Origin of the sequence: Nocardia sp. JW2 (assembly GCF_051843015.1) — a bacterium.
Taxonomy (GTDB): domain Bacteria; phylum Actinomycetota; class Actinomycetes; order Mycobacteriales; family Mycobacteriaceae; genus Nocardia; species Nocardia coubleae.
Window position 1 is genome coordinate 1 of record NZ_JBPXLK010000021.1, and the last position, 17,922, is coordinate 17,922.

General features: G+C 68.2%; 15 protein-coding genes. 10 read left to right on the plus strand and 5 right to left on the minus strand.

The annotated features are described in order from the left end of the window. The 3 genes from ACSVDM_RS24085 to gatB all read left to right on the plus strand — a co-directional run. Nucleotides 1–596: 6-phosphofructokinase (locus tag ACSVDM_RS24085; protein WP_439268089.1), on the plus strand; the 596-nt coding region annotated here is incomplete at its 5' end. A gap of 57 nt (nucleotides 597–653) precedes the next feature. Beyond that, nucleotides 654–2,033, plus strand: coding sequence for an alpha/beta hydrolase family protein (locus ACSVDM_RS24090; protein WP_439268091.1), 1,380 nt, complete (start codon nucleotides 654–656; stop codon nucleotides 2,031–2,033). Between the two features lie 44 nt (nucleotides 2,034–2,077). Continuing rightward, nucleotides 2,078–3,583, plus strand: a complete 1,506-nt coding sequence (gene gatB / locus ACSVDM_RS24095; RefSeq protein ID WP_439268093.1) for an Asp-tRNA(Asn)/Glu-tRNA(Gln) amidotransferase subunit GatB — start codon at nucleotides 2,078–2,080, stop codon at nucleotides 3,581–3,583. Between the two features lie 127 nt (nucleotides 3,584–3,710). Here the strand turns inward: gatB and ACSVDM_RS24100 are convergent, their stop codons facing one another. Continuing rightward, a complete protein-coding gene (locus ACSVDM_RS24100; RefSeq protein ID WP_439268096.1) occupies nucleotides 3,711–4,832 on the minus strand; it encodes a PQQ-dependent sugar dehydrogenase in 1,122 nt (373 codons plus the stop codon). A gap of 90 nt (nucleotides 4,833–4,922) precedes the next feature. Between ACSVDM_RS24100 and ACSVDM_RS24105 the strand changes: the two genes are divergently transcribed. Continuing rightward, nucleotides 4,923–5,768: a DoxX family protein gene (locus ACSVDM_RS24105; protein ID WP_439268098.1), complete on the plus strand. Its 846-nt coding sequence runs from the start codon at nucleotides 4,923–4,925 to the stop codon at nucleotides 5,766–5,768. 80 nt (nucleotides 5,769–5,848) lie between these two features. Here ACSVDM_RS24105 and ACSVDM_RS24110 read toward each other — a convergent pair whose 3' ends face one another. After that, nucleotides 5,849–6,373 (minus strand): MarR family winged helix-turn-helix transcriptional regulator, encoded by a 525-nt coding sequence (locus ACSVDM_RS24110; RefSeq protein ID WP_439268099.1) that lies wholly within the window; start codon nucleotides 6,371–6,373, stop codon nucleotides 5,849–5,851. A gap of 87 nt (nucleotides 6,374–6,460) precedes the next feature. Here ACSVDM_RS24110 and ACSVDM_RS24115 point away from each other — a divergent pair, with 87 nt between their 5' ends. Beyond that, the gene (locus ACSVDM_RS24115) at nucleotides 6,461–8,080 is read left to right on the plus strand and encodes an MFS transporter (protein ID WP_439268102.1); all 1,620 of its coding nucleotides are present in this window, start codon (nucleotides 6,461–6,463) and stop codon (nucleotides 8,078–8,080) included. Nucleotides 8,081–8,137: 57 nt separating this feature from the next. Here ACSVDM_RS24115 and ilvD read toward each other — a convergent pair whose 3' ends face one another. Next, complete coding sequence (gene ilvD, locus ACSVDM_RS24120; RefSeq protein ID WP_439268104.1) at nucleotides 8,138–9,979, minus strand: dihydroxy-acid dehydratase; 1,842 nt, start codon at nucleotides 9,977–9,979, stop codon at nucleotides 8,138–8,140. 369 nt (nucleotides 9,980–10,348) lie between these two features. Continuing rightward, on the minus strand, nucleotides 10,349–11,137 hold the full coding sequence (locus ACSVDM_RS24125) for a PH domain-containing protein (RefSeq protein WP_439268107.1): 789 nt from the start codon (nucleotides 11,135–11,137) through the stop codon (nucleotides 10,349–10,351). A gap of 304 nt (nucleotides 11,138–11,441) precedes the next feature. On the opposite strand from ACSVDM_RS24125, the gene ACSVDM_RS24130 reads away from it, so the two are divergent. The 4 genes from ACSVDM_RS24130 (at nucleotide 11,442) to ACSVDM_RS24145 (ending at nucleotide 16,436) form a co-directional block, all read left to right on the plus strand. Then, a complete protein-coding gene (locus ACSVDM_RS24130; RefSeq protein ID WP_439268109.1) occupies nucleotides 11,442–13,370 on the plus strand; it encodes an acetolactate synthase large subunit in 1,929 nt (642 codons plus the stop codon). Continuing rightward, nucleotides 13,367–13,870: an acetolactate synthase small subunit gene (gene ilvN / locus ACSVDM_RS24135; protein ID WP_067493262.1), complete on the plus strand. Its 504-nt coding sequence runs from the start codon at nucleotides 13,367–13,369 to the stop codon at nucleotides 13,868–13,870. Before ACSVDM_RS24130 ends, ilvN begins: the two co-directional genes overlap by 4 nt. Before the next feature lie 72 nt (nucleotides 13,871–13,942). Then, nucleotides 13,943–14,944 carry a ketol-acid reductoisomerase gene (gene ilvC, locus ACSVDM_RS24140; protein WP_174552226.1) on the plus strand — a complete coding sequence of 334 codons (1,002 nt, stop codon included), beginning with the start codon at nucleotides 13,943–13,945 and terminating at the stop codon, nucleotides 14,942–14,944. A 133-nt stretch (nucleotides 14,945–15,077) separates the two neighbouring features. After that, nucleotides 15,078–16,436: a DUF2252 domain-containing protein gene (locus ACSVDM_RS24145; protein WP_439268111.1), complete on the plus strand. Its 1,359-nt coding sequence runs from the start codon at nucleotides 15,078–15,080 to the stop codon at nucleotides 16,434–16,436. Here ACSVDM_RS24145 and ACSVDM_RS24150 read toward each other — a convergent pair. After that, nucleotides 16,383–17,081: a hypothetical protein gene (locus ACSVDM_RS24150; RefSeq protein WP_439268113.1), complete on the minus strand. Its 699-nt coding sequence runs from the start codon at nucleotides 17,079–17,081 to the stop codon at nucleotides 16,383–16,385. The two genes, ACSVDM_RS24145 and ACSVDM_RS24150, sit on opposite strands and share 54 nt — an antisense overlap. Nucleotides 17,082–17,189: 108 nt before the next feature. Here ACSVDM_RS24150 and ACSVDM_RS24155 point away from each other — a divergent pair, with 108 nt between their 5' ends. Continuing rightward, entirely contained in the window at nucleotides 17,190–17,891 is a 702-nt protein-coding gene (locus ACSVDM_RS24155) for a TetR/AcrR family transcriptional regulator C-terminal domain-containing protein (protein WP_439268115.1), read from the plus strand. The last annotated feature ends 31 nt before the right edge of the window (nucleotides 17,892–17,922 follow it).

Here is a 17,922-nt window from a genome sequence, read left to right on the forward strand (position 1 = left end):
CCACCGAGGCGATCGACCGCCTGCACACCACCGCCGAATCGCATCAGCGGGTGATGCTCGTCGAGGTGATGGGACGGCACGCGGGCTGGATCGCGCTGAACTCCGGCATCGCCGCGGGCGCGCACCTGACGCTGGTGCCCGAGGAACCCTTCGATGTCGCGCAGGTGTGCGCGATGATCAAGTCCCGCTTCCAGCGCGGCGAGAAGAGCTTCATCTGTGTCGTCGCCGAAGGTGCCCACCCCGCACCGGATTCCGGGTTCACGCTGCGTGAAGGCGGAATCGACGAATTCGGGCACGAGCGGTTCACCGGTGTCGCCCAGCAGTTGGGATCCGAGATCGAGCGCCGGATCGGCAAAGAAGTCCGCACCACGGTGCTCGGCCACGTCCAGCGCGGCGGCAGCCCAACACCCTACGACCGGATCCTGGCCACCCGCTTCGGCGTGCACGCGGCAGAGGCCGTGCACGCCGGACATTTCGGGATGATGGTCGCCCTGCACGGCACGACCATCGGTCTGGTCCCGCTGTCGGAGGCGACCAAGCAGCTCAAACGGGTTCCGGCCGAACGGCTCAGCGAGGCGCAGGCCTTCTTCGGCTGAGGCCTGCCTGGCGAGACGTTGCGTGGACTTGTCGGTGGGCGTCGGTACCGTGGTTCCATGCGCACCGGTCGAGTGTTCGTTTCGGTTCTTGCAGTCCTCACCGCCCTGGTCGGCGGATGCTCCGGGTCCACACCGGATTCCGGGGAAACCACCGTGCACGGCAACTGGAACGGCGCGATCGAGGTGCCGGGGCAACCGATCCCGATCGGGGTGAGTTTCGCCGAAGACGGTTCGGCCACCCTCGACATCCCCATCCAGGGTCTGCGTGACGCGCCGCTGAAAGACGTTGTCGCCGAGCCGGACAAGGTCGAGTTCGCGCTCCCCGACGCGCCGGGGGACCCGCGGTTCCGCGGCAAGCTCGAGGGGGAGCAGATCACCGGTGACTGGTCGCAATCGGGCCAGTCGGCGCCACTCACGCTGCGGCGCGGCAAGATCGAGAACGTCGCCCGTCCGCAGGACCCGAAGCCGCCGTTCCCGTACCGCAGCGAGGACGTCACCTATCGCAGCGGCGACATCACCATCGCGGGCACGCTCACCGAACCCGAAGGGCCCGGCCCGTTCCCGGCGGTGCTGATGATCACCGGCAGCGGCCCGCAGGACCGCAACGAGGAACTGCTCGGGCACCGCCCGTTCCTGGTGCTCGCCGACACCCTCACCCGCGCGGGCTACGCCGTGCTGCGCACCGACGACCGCGGCGTCGGCGGAACCGGCGGCAAGCTCGACGACGCCACCTACGACACCCTCGCCGGTGACGCCGCGGCCGGTGTGGCGTTCCTGCGCGAGCGGCCCGAGATCGACGACGCGAAGGTCGGCCTGTTCGGCCACAGCGAGGGCGGCTACCTCGCACCGCTGGTCGCGGCAAGGCCGGGAAGCGATATCGCGTTCGCGATCCTGATGGCCGGCCCGTCGGTGCCGGGCGCCGACGTGCTGATCGAACAGAACAAGGTCATCATGGCCGCCTCGGGCGCGCCACCGGACAAGATCGATCAGCAGGTCGACTACCTCACGAAATGGACCGCGATGCTGCGCGCCGGCGACCTCGAGGGCGCCCGGGTGTACTCCCAGGAGCACAACGAGTCCTTACCCGAGAACGAGCGCGCACCGAAGGAAGCGGTCGATTCGTTCAACACCCCCTACATGACCTCCTTCATGACCTTCGACCCGCAACCGTCGCTGCGCGCGCTGCGCGTGCCGGTGCTCGCCTTCTTCGGCGGCAAGGACCTGCAGGTTCCCGCCGCCCAGAGCGAGGGGCCCATGCGCGAGGCGCTGGCGGGCGCGCCCGACCCGACGGTGCACACCTTCCCCGGCCTCAACCACCTGATGCAGCCCACCGAGACCGGCAACCCCAGCGAATACTCGAGCATCGAAACCACCATCGATCCGGCCGTTCTCACCTACGTCACCGACTGGCTCACCCGCCGTGTCCCGCCGCGCTAGGACCACCGGCCGCCGCCGTGAGCGGCTTACATAGACTGCTAGGCATGAGCGCACCCACGGTCGAGTTGATGGATTACGCCGATGTCATCTCCCGGTACGAGCCGGTGCTCGGCATGGAGGTCCACGTCGAGTTGTCCACGGCGACCAAGATGTTCTGCGGTTGCCCCACCGAGTTCGGCGCCGAACCCAATACCCAGGTGTGCCCGGTGTGCCTCGGGCTCCCCGGCTCGCTGCCGGTCGTGAACGAGAAGGCCGTCGAGTCGGCCATCCGCATCGGCCTGGCGCTGAACTGTTCGATCACCCCGTGGGGCCGGTTCGCGCGCAAGAACTACTTCTACCCGGACCAGCCCAAGAACTACCAGATCAGCCAGTACGACGAGCCCATCGCCACCGACGGCTTCCTCGACGTGGTGCTCGACGACGGCAGCACCTTCCGCGTCGACATCGAGCGCGCCCACATGGAAGAAGACACCGGCAAGTCGCTGCACGTGGGCGGTGCCACCGGCCGCATCCACGGCGCGAGCCACTCGCTGCTCGACTTCAACCGGGCGGGCGTGCCGCTGATCGAAATCGTCACCAAGCCGATCACCGGTGCCGGCGAACGCGCGCCCGAGGTGGCCCGCGCCTATGTCACCGCGCTGCGCGAAGTGCTGCGCTCGCTCAACGTCTCCGACGTGAAGATGGAACAGGGCTCGCTGCGCTGCGACGCCAACGTGTCGCTGATGGCGATCGGCGCGAAGGAATTCGGTACCCGCACCGAGACCAAGAACGTGAACTCGCTCAAGAGCGTCGAGGTCGCGGTGCGCTACGAGATGCGCCGTCAGGCCGCCGTGCTCACCGCGGGCGGGGAGATCGTGCAGGAGACCCGCCACTTCAACGAGGCCGACGGGTCCACGTCGGCGGGTCGCCGCAAAGAGACCGCCGAGGACTACCGCTACTTCCCCGAACCCGACCTCGAGCCCGTCGCCCCGGCCGCCGAGTGGATCGAGGAACTGCGCGCCACCATTCCCGAGTACCCGTGGCTGGTCCGCGCGCGCATCCAGGCCGATTGGGGCCTGTCCGACGAGGTGATGCGGGACCTGGTGAACGCGGGCGCCCTCGACCTCATCATCGCCACCGTCGAGGCGGGTGCCCCCGCCAACGAGGCCCGTTCCTGGTGGGTCGCCTACCTCACCGAGAAGGCCAAGGAACGCGAGGTCGCTCTGGTCGACCTGCCGATCACCCCCGCGCAGGTGGCGGCGGTCATCGCCCTGGTCGAGGCGAAGACGGTGAACAACAAGGTCGCCAAGCAGGTCGTCGACTTCGTGCTGGCCGGCGAGGGCGAACCCGCCCAGATCGTCGAGGCCAAGGGCCTCGGCATGGTCAGCGACGACACCGCCCTGCAGGCCGAGGTCGAAAAGGCCCTCGCCGCCAACCCCGATATCGCCGACAAGATCCGCTCGGGCAAGGTTCAGGCGGCGGGCAAGATCGTCGGCGATGTCATGAAGGCCACCCGTGGCCAGGCCGACGCCGCCAAGGTCCGCGAACTGGTCCTCGCCGCCTGCAGCTGAAAACCGCAGTAGCCCAACTACTCTCACCGTCCAGGTGAGGGGGTTGGGCGCCCTGCCGTCGACCGGACGCGTGGTGTCGCCAGGGCATGCGGCGTTCGGCGGCACGCCCCGTCGGCCGCGGAACGCTTTAGTCCGGGCCGCCCGCACCGCCCTGCGGCGGTGGGATGCGCACCACGCGGTCGTCGAATTCGCCCGGGGTGCCGTCGGTTTTGTTGACCGTGCTCACCCACACGCTGCCGTCGGCGCCGGCGGTGGCACCGAGCAGCTTGCCGTACTTGTCCTGGGCGATCAGGGTGGGTGCCGTGGTGACCGCGAAGGTGCTCGGGTCGGCGGTGACGGCGGCGAGTGCTTTGCCCTCGGTGAGGGCGACGGCCACGCCGTCGGTGGTCGCCGCGCACCCGCCGACGCCGGGGCGGTCGGGCCAGGTCCACGACACCGTGAGGGTGCCGTCGGTGCCGAGATGCTGCAGTCGGTCCTCGGCGGCGGTGCGGTCGGTGACCCACATGCCGTCCTTGCCGTCACGGCACAGGTCACCGGCGGTGCCGATGCCCGAGGCGACCACCTGCGAAGTGTTCGCGCCCGACGACGGTGAGTCCAGCCGCAACAGTTTGCCCCCGAGCGAGCCGGGATCGGCCGCGGCGCCGGGGTTGCCCGCGTCGCCGGTGAGGACCAGCAGCTGGTTCGGTGTCGCCCATTCCAGCGCGCCGCGATTCCCGGTGGCGCCCTTGGGGATTCCGGTGAGAATCTCCTTCGGCGCGCCGTCGCGGGACAGGCGGACCACCCGGTTGTCGCTGCCGGTGGTGATGTAGGCGTACATCAGCCCGTCCTCGGAGAAGGTCGGGGACAAGGTGATATCGGAGATGCCACCGTCGCCCGACCCGTCGACGGGCAGCACCGCGACCTCCTCCGGCGGTGGCTGCGGAGTGCTCGCGTCGACCGGGGTCACCGACAGGATGCGACCGGTGCGCCGCTCGGCGACCAGCGCGCCGTCTCCTACCGCGATCAGCCCGGCGGCCGAATCGAGGCAGGTGCCGATGACATTGGGATCGGGGTCGATACACGGCCCGGTCGGGCGCGGCGCCTGCGAGGGCGAGTCCTGCGGCGGCTTCGGTTCCGCGTTGGCACCGCCGATCGACGGCTCGGTGGTGAACGGGCTCGACGCCGACTCGTCGAATCGGGCACACCCGGCGACCAGAATCGTGCCGAGCGCCAATCCGACTGCCACGCGGCCCGCGAATACCGAACTCATGGTGCAGACGTTACCGGCAGTCGAGCGGGGCTGACACGCCTGATGCGGCGAAGGGCGGCGCACCGCGATCCCACGTCCTAAGGTGAGACCGTGACCGACAAGTCGAACGACACTTCCCCCGATGACGGGACGGCGCGGGCCGGAGAGGCTGCCTCCGCGGCGGGTCGGCCGGTGACCAGCCCCTTCGATTCGCCGACCACGCAGATGCGCAAGCCCGACCCCAAGGACGTGCCGCGCACCGACGAGGACCTCGGCCTGGATCCCGGCGACGAGGTCCCCACCGCGAGCAGCGCCGAGACCGGTGCCGCCCGCGACGACGACTACGGCTACGCGACGATCCCGCCCGCGACGGCCGCGTCGGCGGAATCGGTTCGCCTGCAGCGCCGTAACCGCGAGGCCCGGCGCGGCACCCTGGACCTCGGCTTGTTCGTCCTGCGCCTGGTGGTCGGCTACACCTTCATCTACCACGGCTTGCAGAAGCTGACCGGCTGGTTCCACGGCCCGGGCATCGACGGCACCAAGGACATGATGGCCAACGGCGGCTGGGATCACCCGTCGCTGGCCACCGCCCTGGTGATCGCCGGTGAACTCGGGGGCGGTGTGCTGCTGGTCCTCGGCCTGGCCACCCCGCTCGCCGCGGGTGCCATCCTCGCGACCATCCTGAACGCCTGGATGTGGAAGCAGGGCATGATCCCGGGCTTCCAGTACAACGCGGCGACCAAGTCCGGGGTCGAAATCGACACCATCCTCGCGGGCGCCGCCCTCGCGATCATCCTCACGGGCCCGGGCCGCTGGTCCCTCGACCGCACCCGAGGCTGGGCCACCCGCCCCGCGTACGGCTCCTTCGTGGTGGTCCTGCTGGCCATCGCGGCCGCGATCGGCACCTACTGGTTCCTCCACGGAGGCAACCCTTTGAAGGGCATAGGCCCCTTCTGAACCCGCCTTCCCGCGAATTCTGGCCGGACTCGGGTGGAATGTCTGGTTTCGACGCGGCTGGCGGGTAGGTGCCCTGGGAGTTAGCCGGTACCCGGTGAGTTACCCATGTCTTGCCGAATCAGGGGCTGCGGGGGTGCGGGTTCGGACAGGTGGTTGGTCATCGTGGCGTGGATGTCGGCCAGGAATGCCTCGAATCGGCGGAGTTCCTCGGGGGAATACTTACCCATGACCGATTCCTCGACCTTCGTGCCGAGTGGGCCGAAGAAGTCGTTGGCGAGGGCATGGATGCGTGGGGTGCTGCGCAGGGTGATGACGCGGCGGTCGTCGTGTTCGCGGCTGCGCACGATATGACCGGTCTGTTCCAGGCGGTTCAGTAGTGCGGTGGTCGCGCTGTTGGACAAGGCGATTCGTTCGCTGAGCCGCGCCGGTGACAGCGTGGTCCCGCGTTCCTCGGCGGTGAGGATCTCGATGAGCGCCTCGGCGTCGGTCGAGTGCAGGCCCAGCCAGGTGGCGAACCGGCGAGCGAGCTCGCGGTAACTCGCGCCGTAGGCCCGCATACCCTCGTGGATCCGTTCGTACTGCGCCCGAGCGTCCGACTGGCTCATTGGTTCCTTTCGCATCGGTTTGACATCCTATTGCCCACTATCTACTTTGATGATGGAATTATTCCATCATGGAAATAGGAGTGTGCGATGAGTCAAGAGTCGTCCCTTCGCCGATGGCTCGGCTTGATCGCCATTGCCCTCGGCGTAGCGCTGATCGTGGTCGACACCACGATCGTGAACGTGATCATCCCGTCGATCATCGGTGACCTGGAAACGGGTTCGACAGAGGCGCAATGGATTCAGGAGTCCTACGCGATCGTGTTCGCGGCGCTGCTGCTCGTGGTCGGTCGCGTCGCCGACATGGTCGGCGCGCGCCGGGTGTTCGTCGCCGGTGTCGTGGTGTTCGGCGCGACGAGCATCATGGCCGGGCTCGCACCGGACGGTGGACTGCTCGTGATCGCCCGATTCCTGCAGGGTGCGGGCGCGGCGATGATCCTGCCGACCTCACTGGCCCTGCTGAACGCGACTTTCACCGGGAAAGCGCGTGGTCAGGCGTTCGCGGTCTGGGGTTCGACGATCGGTGCGGCGGCCGCGCTCGGACCGCTGCTCGGTGGCTGGCTGGCCGAACATGTGTCGTGGCGCTGGGCCTTCGGCATCAATGTGCCGCTGGCAGTGCTGATCGTGGTCGGTGTCATGGCGTGCATCGCGCCCTCGCAGAAGGTCGCCGGACGCCTCGATGTGATCGGTTCGTTGCTGTCGGTGCTCGGTCTTGGGCTGCTGGCCTTCGGGCTCGTCGAAGGTCGCACCTACGGCTGGATCACGACCACTCATCCGATGGATATCGCCGGATTCACCTGGGACAGTGCGCCTTCGCCGGTGCTGGTCGCGTTGGTGCTGAGTGTGGTGGCGCTGGGCGGTTTCCTGTTTCGGCAGGTGCTGTTGCGCCGCGGCGGTAATGCCGACAAGGCGCTGATGGACCTGAGCCTGTTCTCGCTCGCCTCGTTCCGCAACGGCAATATCGCGACCCTGATCATCGGTCTCGGCGAGTTCGGCATCGTCGCCGTGCTGCCGCTGTGGTTGCAGTTCACCCTCGGCTACAGTGCGCTGCAATCGGGTCTGGCGCTGGTGCCGATCGCCATCGGCAGCTTCATCGCCAGCGGTGCCAGCTTCGGCATGGCCGGATCGGCCTCACCGCTGAACCTGGTGCGGCTCGGTCTCGGGCTCGAGGTGGTCGGCCTGGCCGCGCTCGGCTTCTTCGCGGCCACCGACAGTTCGTGGTGGTCGATCGCGCTGGTGCTGTGCCTCTACGGCGTCGGCGTCGGTTTCGCGACCGCCCAGGTGACCAATGTCGTCCTGGCCGACATCCCCGAAGCCGACAACGGCCAGGCCTCCGGTATCCAGAGCGCCTTCCGTCAACTCGGCTCCGCCCTCGGCATCGCCCTGCTGACCACGGTCTTCTTCACCACCTTGAGCGCACAGGTCGACGACGACCTCACCGCCACCGGCATGCCCCCCACCCAGGCCGAGCAGTACGCCCACGCCGTCACCGGCAGCGCGGGCGCGGCCATCGAAGGCTTCGCCGCCCAACCGGATACGCAACAGGTAGCCGACGCGGGCCGCACGGGAATGACCTCGGGGGTGAACATCGGTGCCTACCTCGCGGCAGGCTTCGTCCTGCTGGGCTTGGTGGCCACCGCTCTGATCCCGGCTCGAACCGGCCGCGACGACGAGTCGCCGACGCAAACCAAAAGACCCGCCCTCGCCTAGCAACGAACAAGTCCGGCCCCCGCACTGCAGTGCGGGGACCGGACTTGTTGGTGGAACCTAGGGCAGCTGGCGGACGGCGCCCTTGTCGGCCGACGTGGCCAGGGCCGCGTACGCGCGCAGGGCGGTGGTGACCGTGCGGTCGCGGTTCACCGGCTGCCACGGGCGCTCCGAGGCTTCCATCTTCGCGCGGCGTTCGGCGAGCACCTCGTCCGACACCAGCACCTCGAGGGCGCGGGTGTGGACGTCGATGCGGATGCGGTCGCCGTTCTCGATCAGGCCGATGACACCGCCGGAGGCGGCCTCGGGGGAGACGTGACCGATCGACAGGCCCGAAGTGCCGCCGGAGAAGCGGCCGTCGGTGATCAGCGCGCACACCTTACCCAGGCCGAGGCCCTTGAGGAACGAGGTGGGGTGCAGCATTTCCTGCATGCCGGGACCACCGGCCGGGCCCTCGTAGCGCACCACGACCACATCGCCGGGCTGGATCTTCTTGCCGAGGATCATCGACACCGCCTCCTCCTGCGATTCGACCACCACGGCCGGGCCCTCGAAGGTGAACAGTTCCTCGTCGATGCCCGCGGTCTTGAGGATCGCGCCGTCGGGGGCGATGTTGCCGCGCAGCACGCACAGCCCGCCTTCGACGGTGTACGCATGCTCGATGTCGCGGATGCAGCCACCGGCGGCATCGGTGTCGAGCGAGGACCAGCGGTTGCTGGTGGAGAACGGTTCCACCGTGCGCACCCCGCCGGGGGCGGCGTGGAACAGCTCGAGGGCCTCCTCGGAAGCCTTGCCGGAGCGGATGTCCCAGGTGTCGAGGAACTCCTCGTAGTTCGCGGTGTGCACAGTGGTGACGTCGAGCTCGAGCAGGCCGCCGCGGCGCAGCTCACCGAGGATGGCGGGAATGCCGCCGGCGCGGTGCACATCTTCCATGTGGTAGTCGGAGTTGGGCGACACCTTCGACAGACACGGCACCCGGCGGCTGATCTCGTCGATGGTCTGCAGATCGAAGTCGATCTCGCCTTCCTGAGCGGCGGCGAGAGTGTGCAGCACCGTGTTGGTGGAACCGCCCATCGCCACGTCGAGGGCCATCGCGTTGCGGAAGGCCTTGGCGTTGGCGACGTTTCGGGGCAGCACCGAGGCGTCGTCGTCCTGGTACCAGCGCTTGGCGATATCGACGATGACGGTGCCCGCCCGCTCGAACAGCGCGCGGCGCGCGGCGTGGGTCGCGAGGGTGGAACCGTTGCCCGGCAGGGCGAGGCCGAGCGCCTCGGTGAGGCAGTTCATCGAGTTCGCGGTGAACATGCCCGAACACGAACCACAGGTGGGACAGGCGGACCGTTCGACCTCGTCGAGGCCCTCGTCGGACACCGCCTGGCTCGCGCTCGCCGAGATCGCGCTCACCAGGTCGAGCGGTGCGTGCGCCACACCGTCGACGACCACGGCCTTACCGGCCTCCATCGGCCCGCCGGAGACGAACACGGCGGGGATGTTGAGGCGCATCGCGGCGTTGAGCATGCCGGGAGTGATCTTGTCGCAGTTGGAGATACACACCAGCGCGTCGGCGGTGTGCGCGTTGGCCATGTACTCGACCGAGTCGGCGATGATCTCGCGCGAGGGCAGCGAGTAGAGCATGCCGCCGTGGCCCATGGCGATACCGTCGTCGACGGCGATGGTGTGGAATTCGCGCGGCACACCACCGGCGGCGCGGACCGCCTCGGCCACGATGTCGCCCATGTTCTTCAGGTGCACGTGGCCGGGCACGAACTGGGTGTAGGAATTCGCGATCGCGATGATCGGCTTGCCGAAATCGGAGTCGGTCATGCCGGTCGCGCGCCAGAGCGAACGAGCGCCCGCGGCATTGCGGCCGATGGTGGTGGTGCGTGAGCGAAGCGGTGGCATGGGAGTCCTCGTCAAATGTCGCTGGGTGCGCTCGCGGCGGGCGCGCAGGGGGCTGACCTGCGCGGCACAGAGCGCGGGCGCGGTGCGTCCGGCAACCCTGCACGTTACTCCGGCGGGCGGTGGTCGCGTCGCGCCGGTCGTCGGTGCTGGGGTGGGGAACCGGGCTCGAGGCGGGAGTGTCGCTCCGGAGGGTGTCGCCGCGGTGGTGCCGTCGGCGCGAGGGTGCCCGGTGCCGTCAGCTTACCGGTGCAACTCTGTGCGGCATCGTGTGGATTCCCACAGTGCGCTCGGTGGCGCGTAGCTCCCGGCGCTGATGTGCCGTGTGGCTCGGCATTCCGCGGCGCCCAGGGTCGGGCCGGGGCGAGGTGGTCACCGTGTGGTGCCGGGCTCCCCGGTCTCGCCGGAGTGCGTTTCGGTCTCGCCGGTGGGTGCTCCCGGCGCGTCGGCATCGGTGTCGGTCGACGCGTCGGCCTGCGCGCGCTCAGCGGCGAGACGCTCGGCTTCGGCAGCTTCGGCCGCCGCGAACACATCAGGCAACCGGCCGTCGGAGGCCTCGATCAGCTCACGCAACCGGTCGTAACCGACGGCGGGCAGCTTCACCTCGGAGTCGTCGGCGATCCGAGCCCGGATATAACCACGCTTGGGGATGCTGATGCCCTTGACCTGTGCCCAGTCGAGGTGCTTCGAGGAGACCATCGTGGAGAGGTCGAGCCCCGCATCGGAAACCGTTGTGTGCGTGCGTGTCACCCACCACACCGCGATCACCGGCGCCAGCAGCAGCCACCACAGGGCGATCGGCCAGCCGACGAACGCGAAGAACACGCAGAACGCCAGGACCAGCACGCCGATGTAGGCCAGCCGTGGCACACCGATCACGTGCACGCCCGGCGTGGGCCCGCTCTCCTTGCGCGGAATCAGCAACCACACGACGACGGCGGTCGGCACGACGAGCCCGATCCGCAGCCCGAGCGACCAGTCCTGCGCGGTGCCGACGACGACGAAGATCAGGTACGCCAGTACCACCGCGGCGATGGCCGCGAGCCTGCCGGGACCGGCGGCGCGCAGGCCACCGGGTCGCGCGGGCCGACCCGTCGCGGTCGTCTCGTCGGCGGTGTGGGACGATTTAGCCGGTGGCACGGACTGATGCGGTGATGACACCCCACCATCCTCGCATCTCGGTATACGGACCCACGCAACCACTCGCGTCCCACATAATGGGACACGAAAGGTAGCCTGTTTGACTCATCGGTTCACACACGAATAACGTCGTAGCCGTGAATCGAAGCGAGCTCGTACTCGGCCGGCGCGTCCAGCGTTGAGCCTGACTGCCTGAGTCGAATACGTCAGCTCGCGTTGCGACGCGCCACCCTCGAACAGCCATGCGCTGATCGGGGGCTTTTTTGTGTTCCGGCGAATTCCGCGCCAGTCCGGAGTCAGAACAACACAGTTAGGAACGAAGACGGTGAGTGCACCTACCGCACGACCCGGGCCATCGGCCCGCAGGTCAGCGCCTTCAACGGGAGCCGCTAACCCGGCGACCACCCCCGCCCGTCGCCAGGTCGCGCCCGAGCGCGTCACCGGCGCGCAGTCGGTGGTTCGATCCCTCGAAGAGCTCGACGTCGACACCGTATTCGGCATTCCGGGCGGTGCGGTCCTTCCCGTCTACGACCCGCTCTTCGACTCCAAGAAGGTCCGCCACGTGCTGGTGCGCCACGAGCAGGGCGCCGGTCACGCGGCGACCGGTTACGCGCAGGCCTCCGGCAAGGTCGGTGTGTGTATGGCCACATCCGGCCCCGGCGCCACCAACCTGGTGACCCCGCTGGCCGACGCCCAGATGGACTCGGTCCCGATCGTGGCGATCACCGGCCAGGTGCCGTCGAGCCTGGTCGGCACCGACGCCTTCCAGGAAGCCGACATCTCCGGCATCACCATGCCGATCACCAAGCACAACTTCCTGGTGAAGGACCCGGCCGACATCCCGCGCATCCTGGCCGAGGCGTTCTACCTGGCCTCCTCCGGCCGTCCGGGCGCGGTGCTCGTCGACATCACCAAGGACGCCCTGCAGGCCCAGACCACGTTCTCGTGGCCGCCGGAGATGCGTCTGCCCGGCTACCGTCCGGTCACCAAGCCGCACGGCAAGCAGGTCCGCGAGGCGGCCCGGATGATCCTCGAGTCCAAGCAGCCCGTGCTGTATGTGGGCGGCGGTGTCATCAAGTCCGACGCCTCGGCCGAACTGCTCGAACTCGCCGAGCTGACCGGCATCCCGGTGGTCACCACCCTGATGGCGCGTGGCGCGTTCCCCGACAGCCACACGCTGAACATGGGCATGCCCGGCATGCACGGCACCGTCGGTGCTGTTGCCGCCCTGCAGAAGTCGGACCTGCTGATCACCCTCGGCGCCCGCTTCGACGACCGCGTCACCGGCCAGCTGGACTCCTTCGCGCCCGACGCGAAGGTCATCCACGCCGACATCGACCCGGCCGAGATCGGCAAGAACCGCCACGCCGACGTCCCGATCGTCGGTGACGCGCGCGAGGTCATCGTCGAGCTCATCGAGACCCTCAAGGCCGACCCGCAGTCCGGTGCGGCGCCGCTGCTGAACCTCACCGAGTGGTGGGCCTATCTCAGCGACATCCGCGACAACTACCCGCTGGGCTGGAAGACCCCGAGCGACGGTTCGCTGTCGCCGGAATACGTCATCGAGACCCTCGGCCGCCTGGCCGGGCCCGACGCGGTGTACTGCGCCGGTGTCGGCCAGCACCAGATGTGGGCCGCGCAGTTCGTCAAGTACGAGAAGCCGCGCACCTGGCTCAACTCCGGTGGCCTGGGCACCATGGGTTACGCGGTGCCCGCCGCCATGGGCGCCAAGATGGGTGCTCCGGAGAAGGAGGTCTGGGCGGTCGACGGTGACGGCTGCTTCCAGATGACCAACCAGGAGCTGGCCACCTGCGCGGTGGAGGGTGTGCCGATCAAGGTCGCGCTCATCAACAACGGCAACCTCGGCATGGTCCGCCAGTGGCAGACCTTGTTCTACGAACAGCGCTACTCCAACACCGATCTCGGCACGCACACCCTGCGCATCCCCGACTTCGTCAAGCTGGCCGAGGCGCTGGGTTGCGTCGGCATCCGCGTGGAGAAGGAAGACGAGGTCGAGGACGCCATCCGCCAGGCGCAGGCCATCACCGACCGGCCGGTCGTGATCGACTTCATCGTCGGCAAGGACGCCCAGGTGTGGCCGATGGTCGCCGCGGGCACCAGCAACGACGAGATCATGTTCGCCCGCGGTATCCGCCCGTTGTTCGACGACGACGAGCAGGTCTCCGAACCCGCCGTCATCCACGAGGCGATGGAACGTGAGCAGGGCGCATTCGAGAAGGGCACCGAAGCATGAGCACCACCCACACGCTGAGCGTTCTCGTCGAGGACAAGCCGGGCGTGCTGGCGCGTGTCGCGAGCCTGTTCTCGCGCCGCGGCTTCAATATCGAGTCTCTTGCCGTGGGCGGCACCGAGATTCCCGAGATCTCGCGCATGACGATCGTCGTCACCGTCGACGATCTGCCGCTCGAGCAGGTCACCAAGCAGCTCAACAAGCTGGTCAACGTCATCAAGATCGTGGAGCAGGACGCCGACGCGTCGGTGGCCCGCGAGCTCATCCTGGTGAAGGTGCGCGCCGACGCCTCGGTGCGCACGCAGGTGATCGAGGCCGTGCAGTTGTTCCGCGCCAAGGTGATCGACGTGTCGCCCGACGCGCTCACCATCGAGGCGACCGGCACCCGTTCCAAGCTCGACGCGCTGTTGCGGATGGTCGAGCCGTACGGGATCCGCGAGATCGTGCAGTCCGGTGTCGTGGCCGTCGGCCGCGGTCCCAAGTCCATCACCGCGACCCGCTGAGCCGACCTCAGCGACCTCCGCGATAACTTTTCTTAACCATCATCAGAAGGGACCAATCAAGTGGCAGTCGAGATGTTCTACGACGACGACGCTGACCTGTCGATCATCCAGGGCCGCAAGGTCGCCGTGATCGGCTACGGCAGCCAGGGTCACGCGCACTCGCTGAGCCTGCGCGACTCCGGTGTCGACGTGCGCGTCGGCCTGGCCGAGGGTTCGAAGTCGCGCCCGAAGGCCGAAGAGGCCGGCCTCACCGTCGGCACCCCCGCCGAGGTTTCGGCCTGGGCCGACGTGATCATGGTCCTGGCGCCCGACACCGCCCAGGCGTCGATCTTCACCAACGACATCGAGCCCAACCTGAAGGACGGCGACGCGCTGTTCTTCGGCCACGGCCTCAACATCCACTTCGGTCTGATCAAGCCCCCGGCCGGCGTCACCGTCGCCATGGTCGCCCCGAAGGGCCCCGGCCACCTGGTGCGTCGTCAGTTCGCCGACGGCAAGGGCGTTCCGGCCCTGATCGCCGTCGACCAGGACCCGAAGGGCGAGGGCCAGGCCCTGGCGCTGTCCTACGCCAAGGGCATCGGCGGCACCCGCGCCGGCGTCATCAAGACCACCTTCAAGGAAGAGACCGAGACCGACCTGTTCGGTGAGCAGGCCGTGCTCTGCGGTGGCACCGAGGAACTGGTCAAGACCGGTTTCGAGGTCATGGTCGAGGCGGGCTACGCCCCCGAGATGGCCTACTTCGAGGTGCTGCACGAGCTGAAGCTGATCGTCGACCTCATGTACGAGGGCGGCATCGCGCGCATGAACTACTCGGTCTCCGACACCGCCGAGTTCGGTGGTTACCTGTCGGGCCCGCGCGTCATCGACGCAGGCACCAAGGAGCGCATGAAGGCGATCCTGTCCGACATCCAGGACGGCACCTTCGTCAAGCGCCTGGTCGCCAACGTCGAGAACGGCAACACCGAGCTCGAGGGCCTGCGCAAGGCCAACGCCGAACACCCCATCGAGGTCACCGGCGCCAAGCTGCGCGGCCTGATGAGCTGGGTCGACCGCCCCATCACCGAAACCGCGTAATTCGTTTCGCGAAGGGCCCGTCCGCCGAAATGCGGACGGGCCCTTTCGGTTTGCATAGGGTTTGCGGCGACGCGGTGGGATACGTGGATGGCCTGGTCTTGCCGTTCCGGCCGTGTAGCGGAAGACTTGCCCGATGACAACCGTCGAGGAATTCGATCGTGATGCGGTGGAGTTGGGGCGTGCCGCGCGGAAGATGGTTTCGCGTTCGGGGTTGGGGGAGTGGCGGGCGGGGCCGAAGCGGGAGGATCCCGTGACGGTTCTGGAGCGGCAGGGGGAGTCGCGGGTCCAGAGCCTGCTGCCCATCCGGTATGCACGAATGGCCATCTCGCCGTTCACCTTTCTGCGTGGGGCGCCCGCGATCATGGCGGCCGATCTGGCGAGTGGGCCGGATACCGGGCTGACCGTGCAGCTCTGCGGTGACGCGCATCTGTCGAATTTCGGGCTGTACGCCTCCCCGGAACGCAACCTCGTCTTCGACGTCAACGACTTCGACGAGACCCTGCCCGGCCCGTTCGAATGGGACGTGAAACGCCTGGCAGCCAGCGTCGCCGTCGCCGCCCGCGACAACGGTTGTTCCGACACACAGGCCGGACGAGCGGCCGAGGCCGCCGCGCGCGGTTACCGGGAGGCGATGGCCGCGATGTCCGAGCTCGACTCGCTCGCCATCTGGTACGAACGCGTCGACGCCGACGTCGTGACGGCGACGATCCCGAAGGAGAAGCGGCGCAAGCTCGCGGAGAAGACGATCAAATCCGCTCGGACCCGCACCAGCCTCGACGCGCTGGAGAAACTCACCGAACCCGATGGCGACGGTGTGCCCCGGATCAAGAACCAACCGCCGCTGCTGGTGCCGATCGAGGCCCTCACGGAGAAGGACATCAAGGCGGTCCTCAGCGACTACCGCCGCAGCCTGCCCGACGAGCTGCGCATTCTGCTCGACCGCTACACCGTCGTGGACATGGCGATGAAGGTGGTGGGCGTCGGCAGCGTCGGCACCCGCTGTTTCATCGTGCTGTTCATGGACTCCGAATCGGGTGCCCCGCTGTTCCTGCAGGTCAAGCAGGCGGAGGTGTCGGTTCTCGCCGCACACACGAAGCCGAGCAAGTACCACCATCAGGGGCACCGCGTGGTGGCGGGCCAGCGCCTGATGCAGGCTGCCAGCGACATCTTCCTCGGCTGGGCGACGGGCCCGGCGGGCAATTACTTCTACTGGCGTCAGCTCAAGGACATGAAGGGCTCGGTCGACATCGGCGCCCTCAGCCACCACGAGCTGGCCGGATACGCGGGCCTGTGCGGCGGCGTACTCGCCCGCGCCCACGCCCGCTCCGGTGACCGATTGGCGATCAACTCCTACCTGGGCGACAGCGACAAGTTCGACCACGCGATGAGCGAGTTCGCCCTCGCCTACGCCGACCAGACCGTCGTAGACCGCGACGCCCTACTCGCCGCGATCGATTCCGGCCGGGTGCAGGCCGCCGACCACCCGTACTGACACCGCAGGCCGGTCGGCAGCGTCGCGACTCGACAAGAACAGCGCGCTGCCGATCGCGAACAACCACAGCAGGGTGAGCCCACCGACGGTCGCGGTGGTACCCCACCCGTTGGCCGCGTAGAACTCGGCCGGAACGTTCCCGAAGAACAACGACGGCACGAACGCGAAATTCACCGCTGCCAGCGCCCAGCTGATCACGATGCACCAGCGGGGGAGCAGCCGTGCGGCCGCGGTCGCGAAAGCCACCAGGAACAGTCCCTCGAGCAGTCGCGCGACGGTGCCGTACAGGATGTAGGTTCCGGTGACGGTGATGGTGGGGTCGATCGGTTCGGGTGCCGCGATCACCGCGCCCACCTCGAGACCCGTCGATACGAAAACCACCGTGAGCCAAGCTGTTCCGGCTGCGGCGGCCAGCGACCCGAACCATTCGCGTTCCGGGTCACGCCGGCGGACCAGGTAGGCGAATCCGCTCATGAACACCACGAACAGCGTCGCTGCGACCAGTCCGAGCAAGCAGCGGGTGAGCACGTTCGCGTCCGGCGGTGCGCCCGGGTACACGAAGTACAGCGGCAATTCGATCAGCGTGCAGCTCGCGCCGATGAACGCGGCCGCCCCGGTGATTCGTTGAATTCTGTTGATACCCATCGCTATCGGACCTCACTGCCGGGCCGGCATCCCCGGCTTCGAATTAGTATAGGGCTTAAACTATAGGGCCTATGTTAAGTTGGCGATACCCCGACGAATGAGGAGACGGTGACCGGCAAGCCACGGCCGCGCGTCGGCCGCCCGGCCGAGTTGGACGCGCAACGCATCGTCGCGACCGCCATCGCACTCGCCGATCGGGACGGTCTACGTGGCGCCTCGCTGACGAAAGTCGCCGCTGCACTCGATGTCACCGCGATGTCGCTCTACCGTCATATCGGTTCCAGAGACGGCCTCACCGACCTGATGGCCGACGCCGCCTTCGGCCCACCGCCTGCCGTCGGGTCCGACTGGCGTGCGGCCCTGCGGGATTGGGCGAACGGTCAGCGTGCCGCGTTCGCCCGTCATCCTTGGGTCACCCAGATACCCGTCGCCGGCCCCCCGCGCGGCATCAATGCGCTCGCCTGGATGGACGCGGGCCTTGCCGCGCTGCGCGACACCGGCCTGGACTGGCGCGCCAAGATCGGTGCGATCACCGTCGTCGGCGGCTATGTCCGGCAGGCGTTCGTCACCGATCGGCAGATGGCGCAACGGCGCGGCGCCGACCAGCGCACCGAGGCGCAGGACCTCGCCGCGTATCAGCGTGATGTGACGGCCGTCGACCTCTCCGGTTTCCCGGAGATCGCGGCCCTGTTCACCGCTCGGGCCTTCGCCGATGTCCCGCCGGACGACGAATCGGCGGACGACGATTTCGCCTTCGGTCTCGAGCTGATCCTCGACGGGATCGCCACCGCCATCGCCAGGTCGGCGTGACTCCGGGCCGCTACCGCAGGCGTCGGAAACC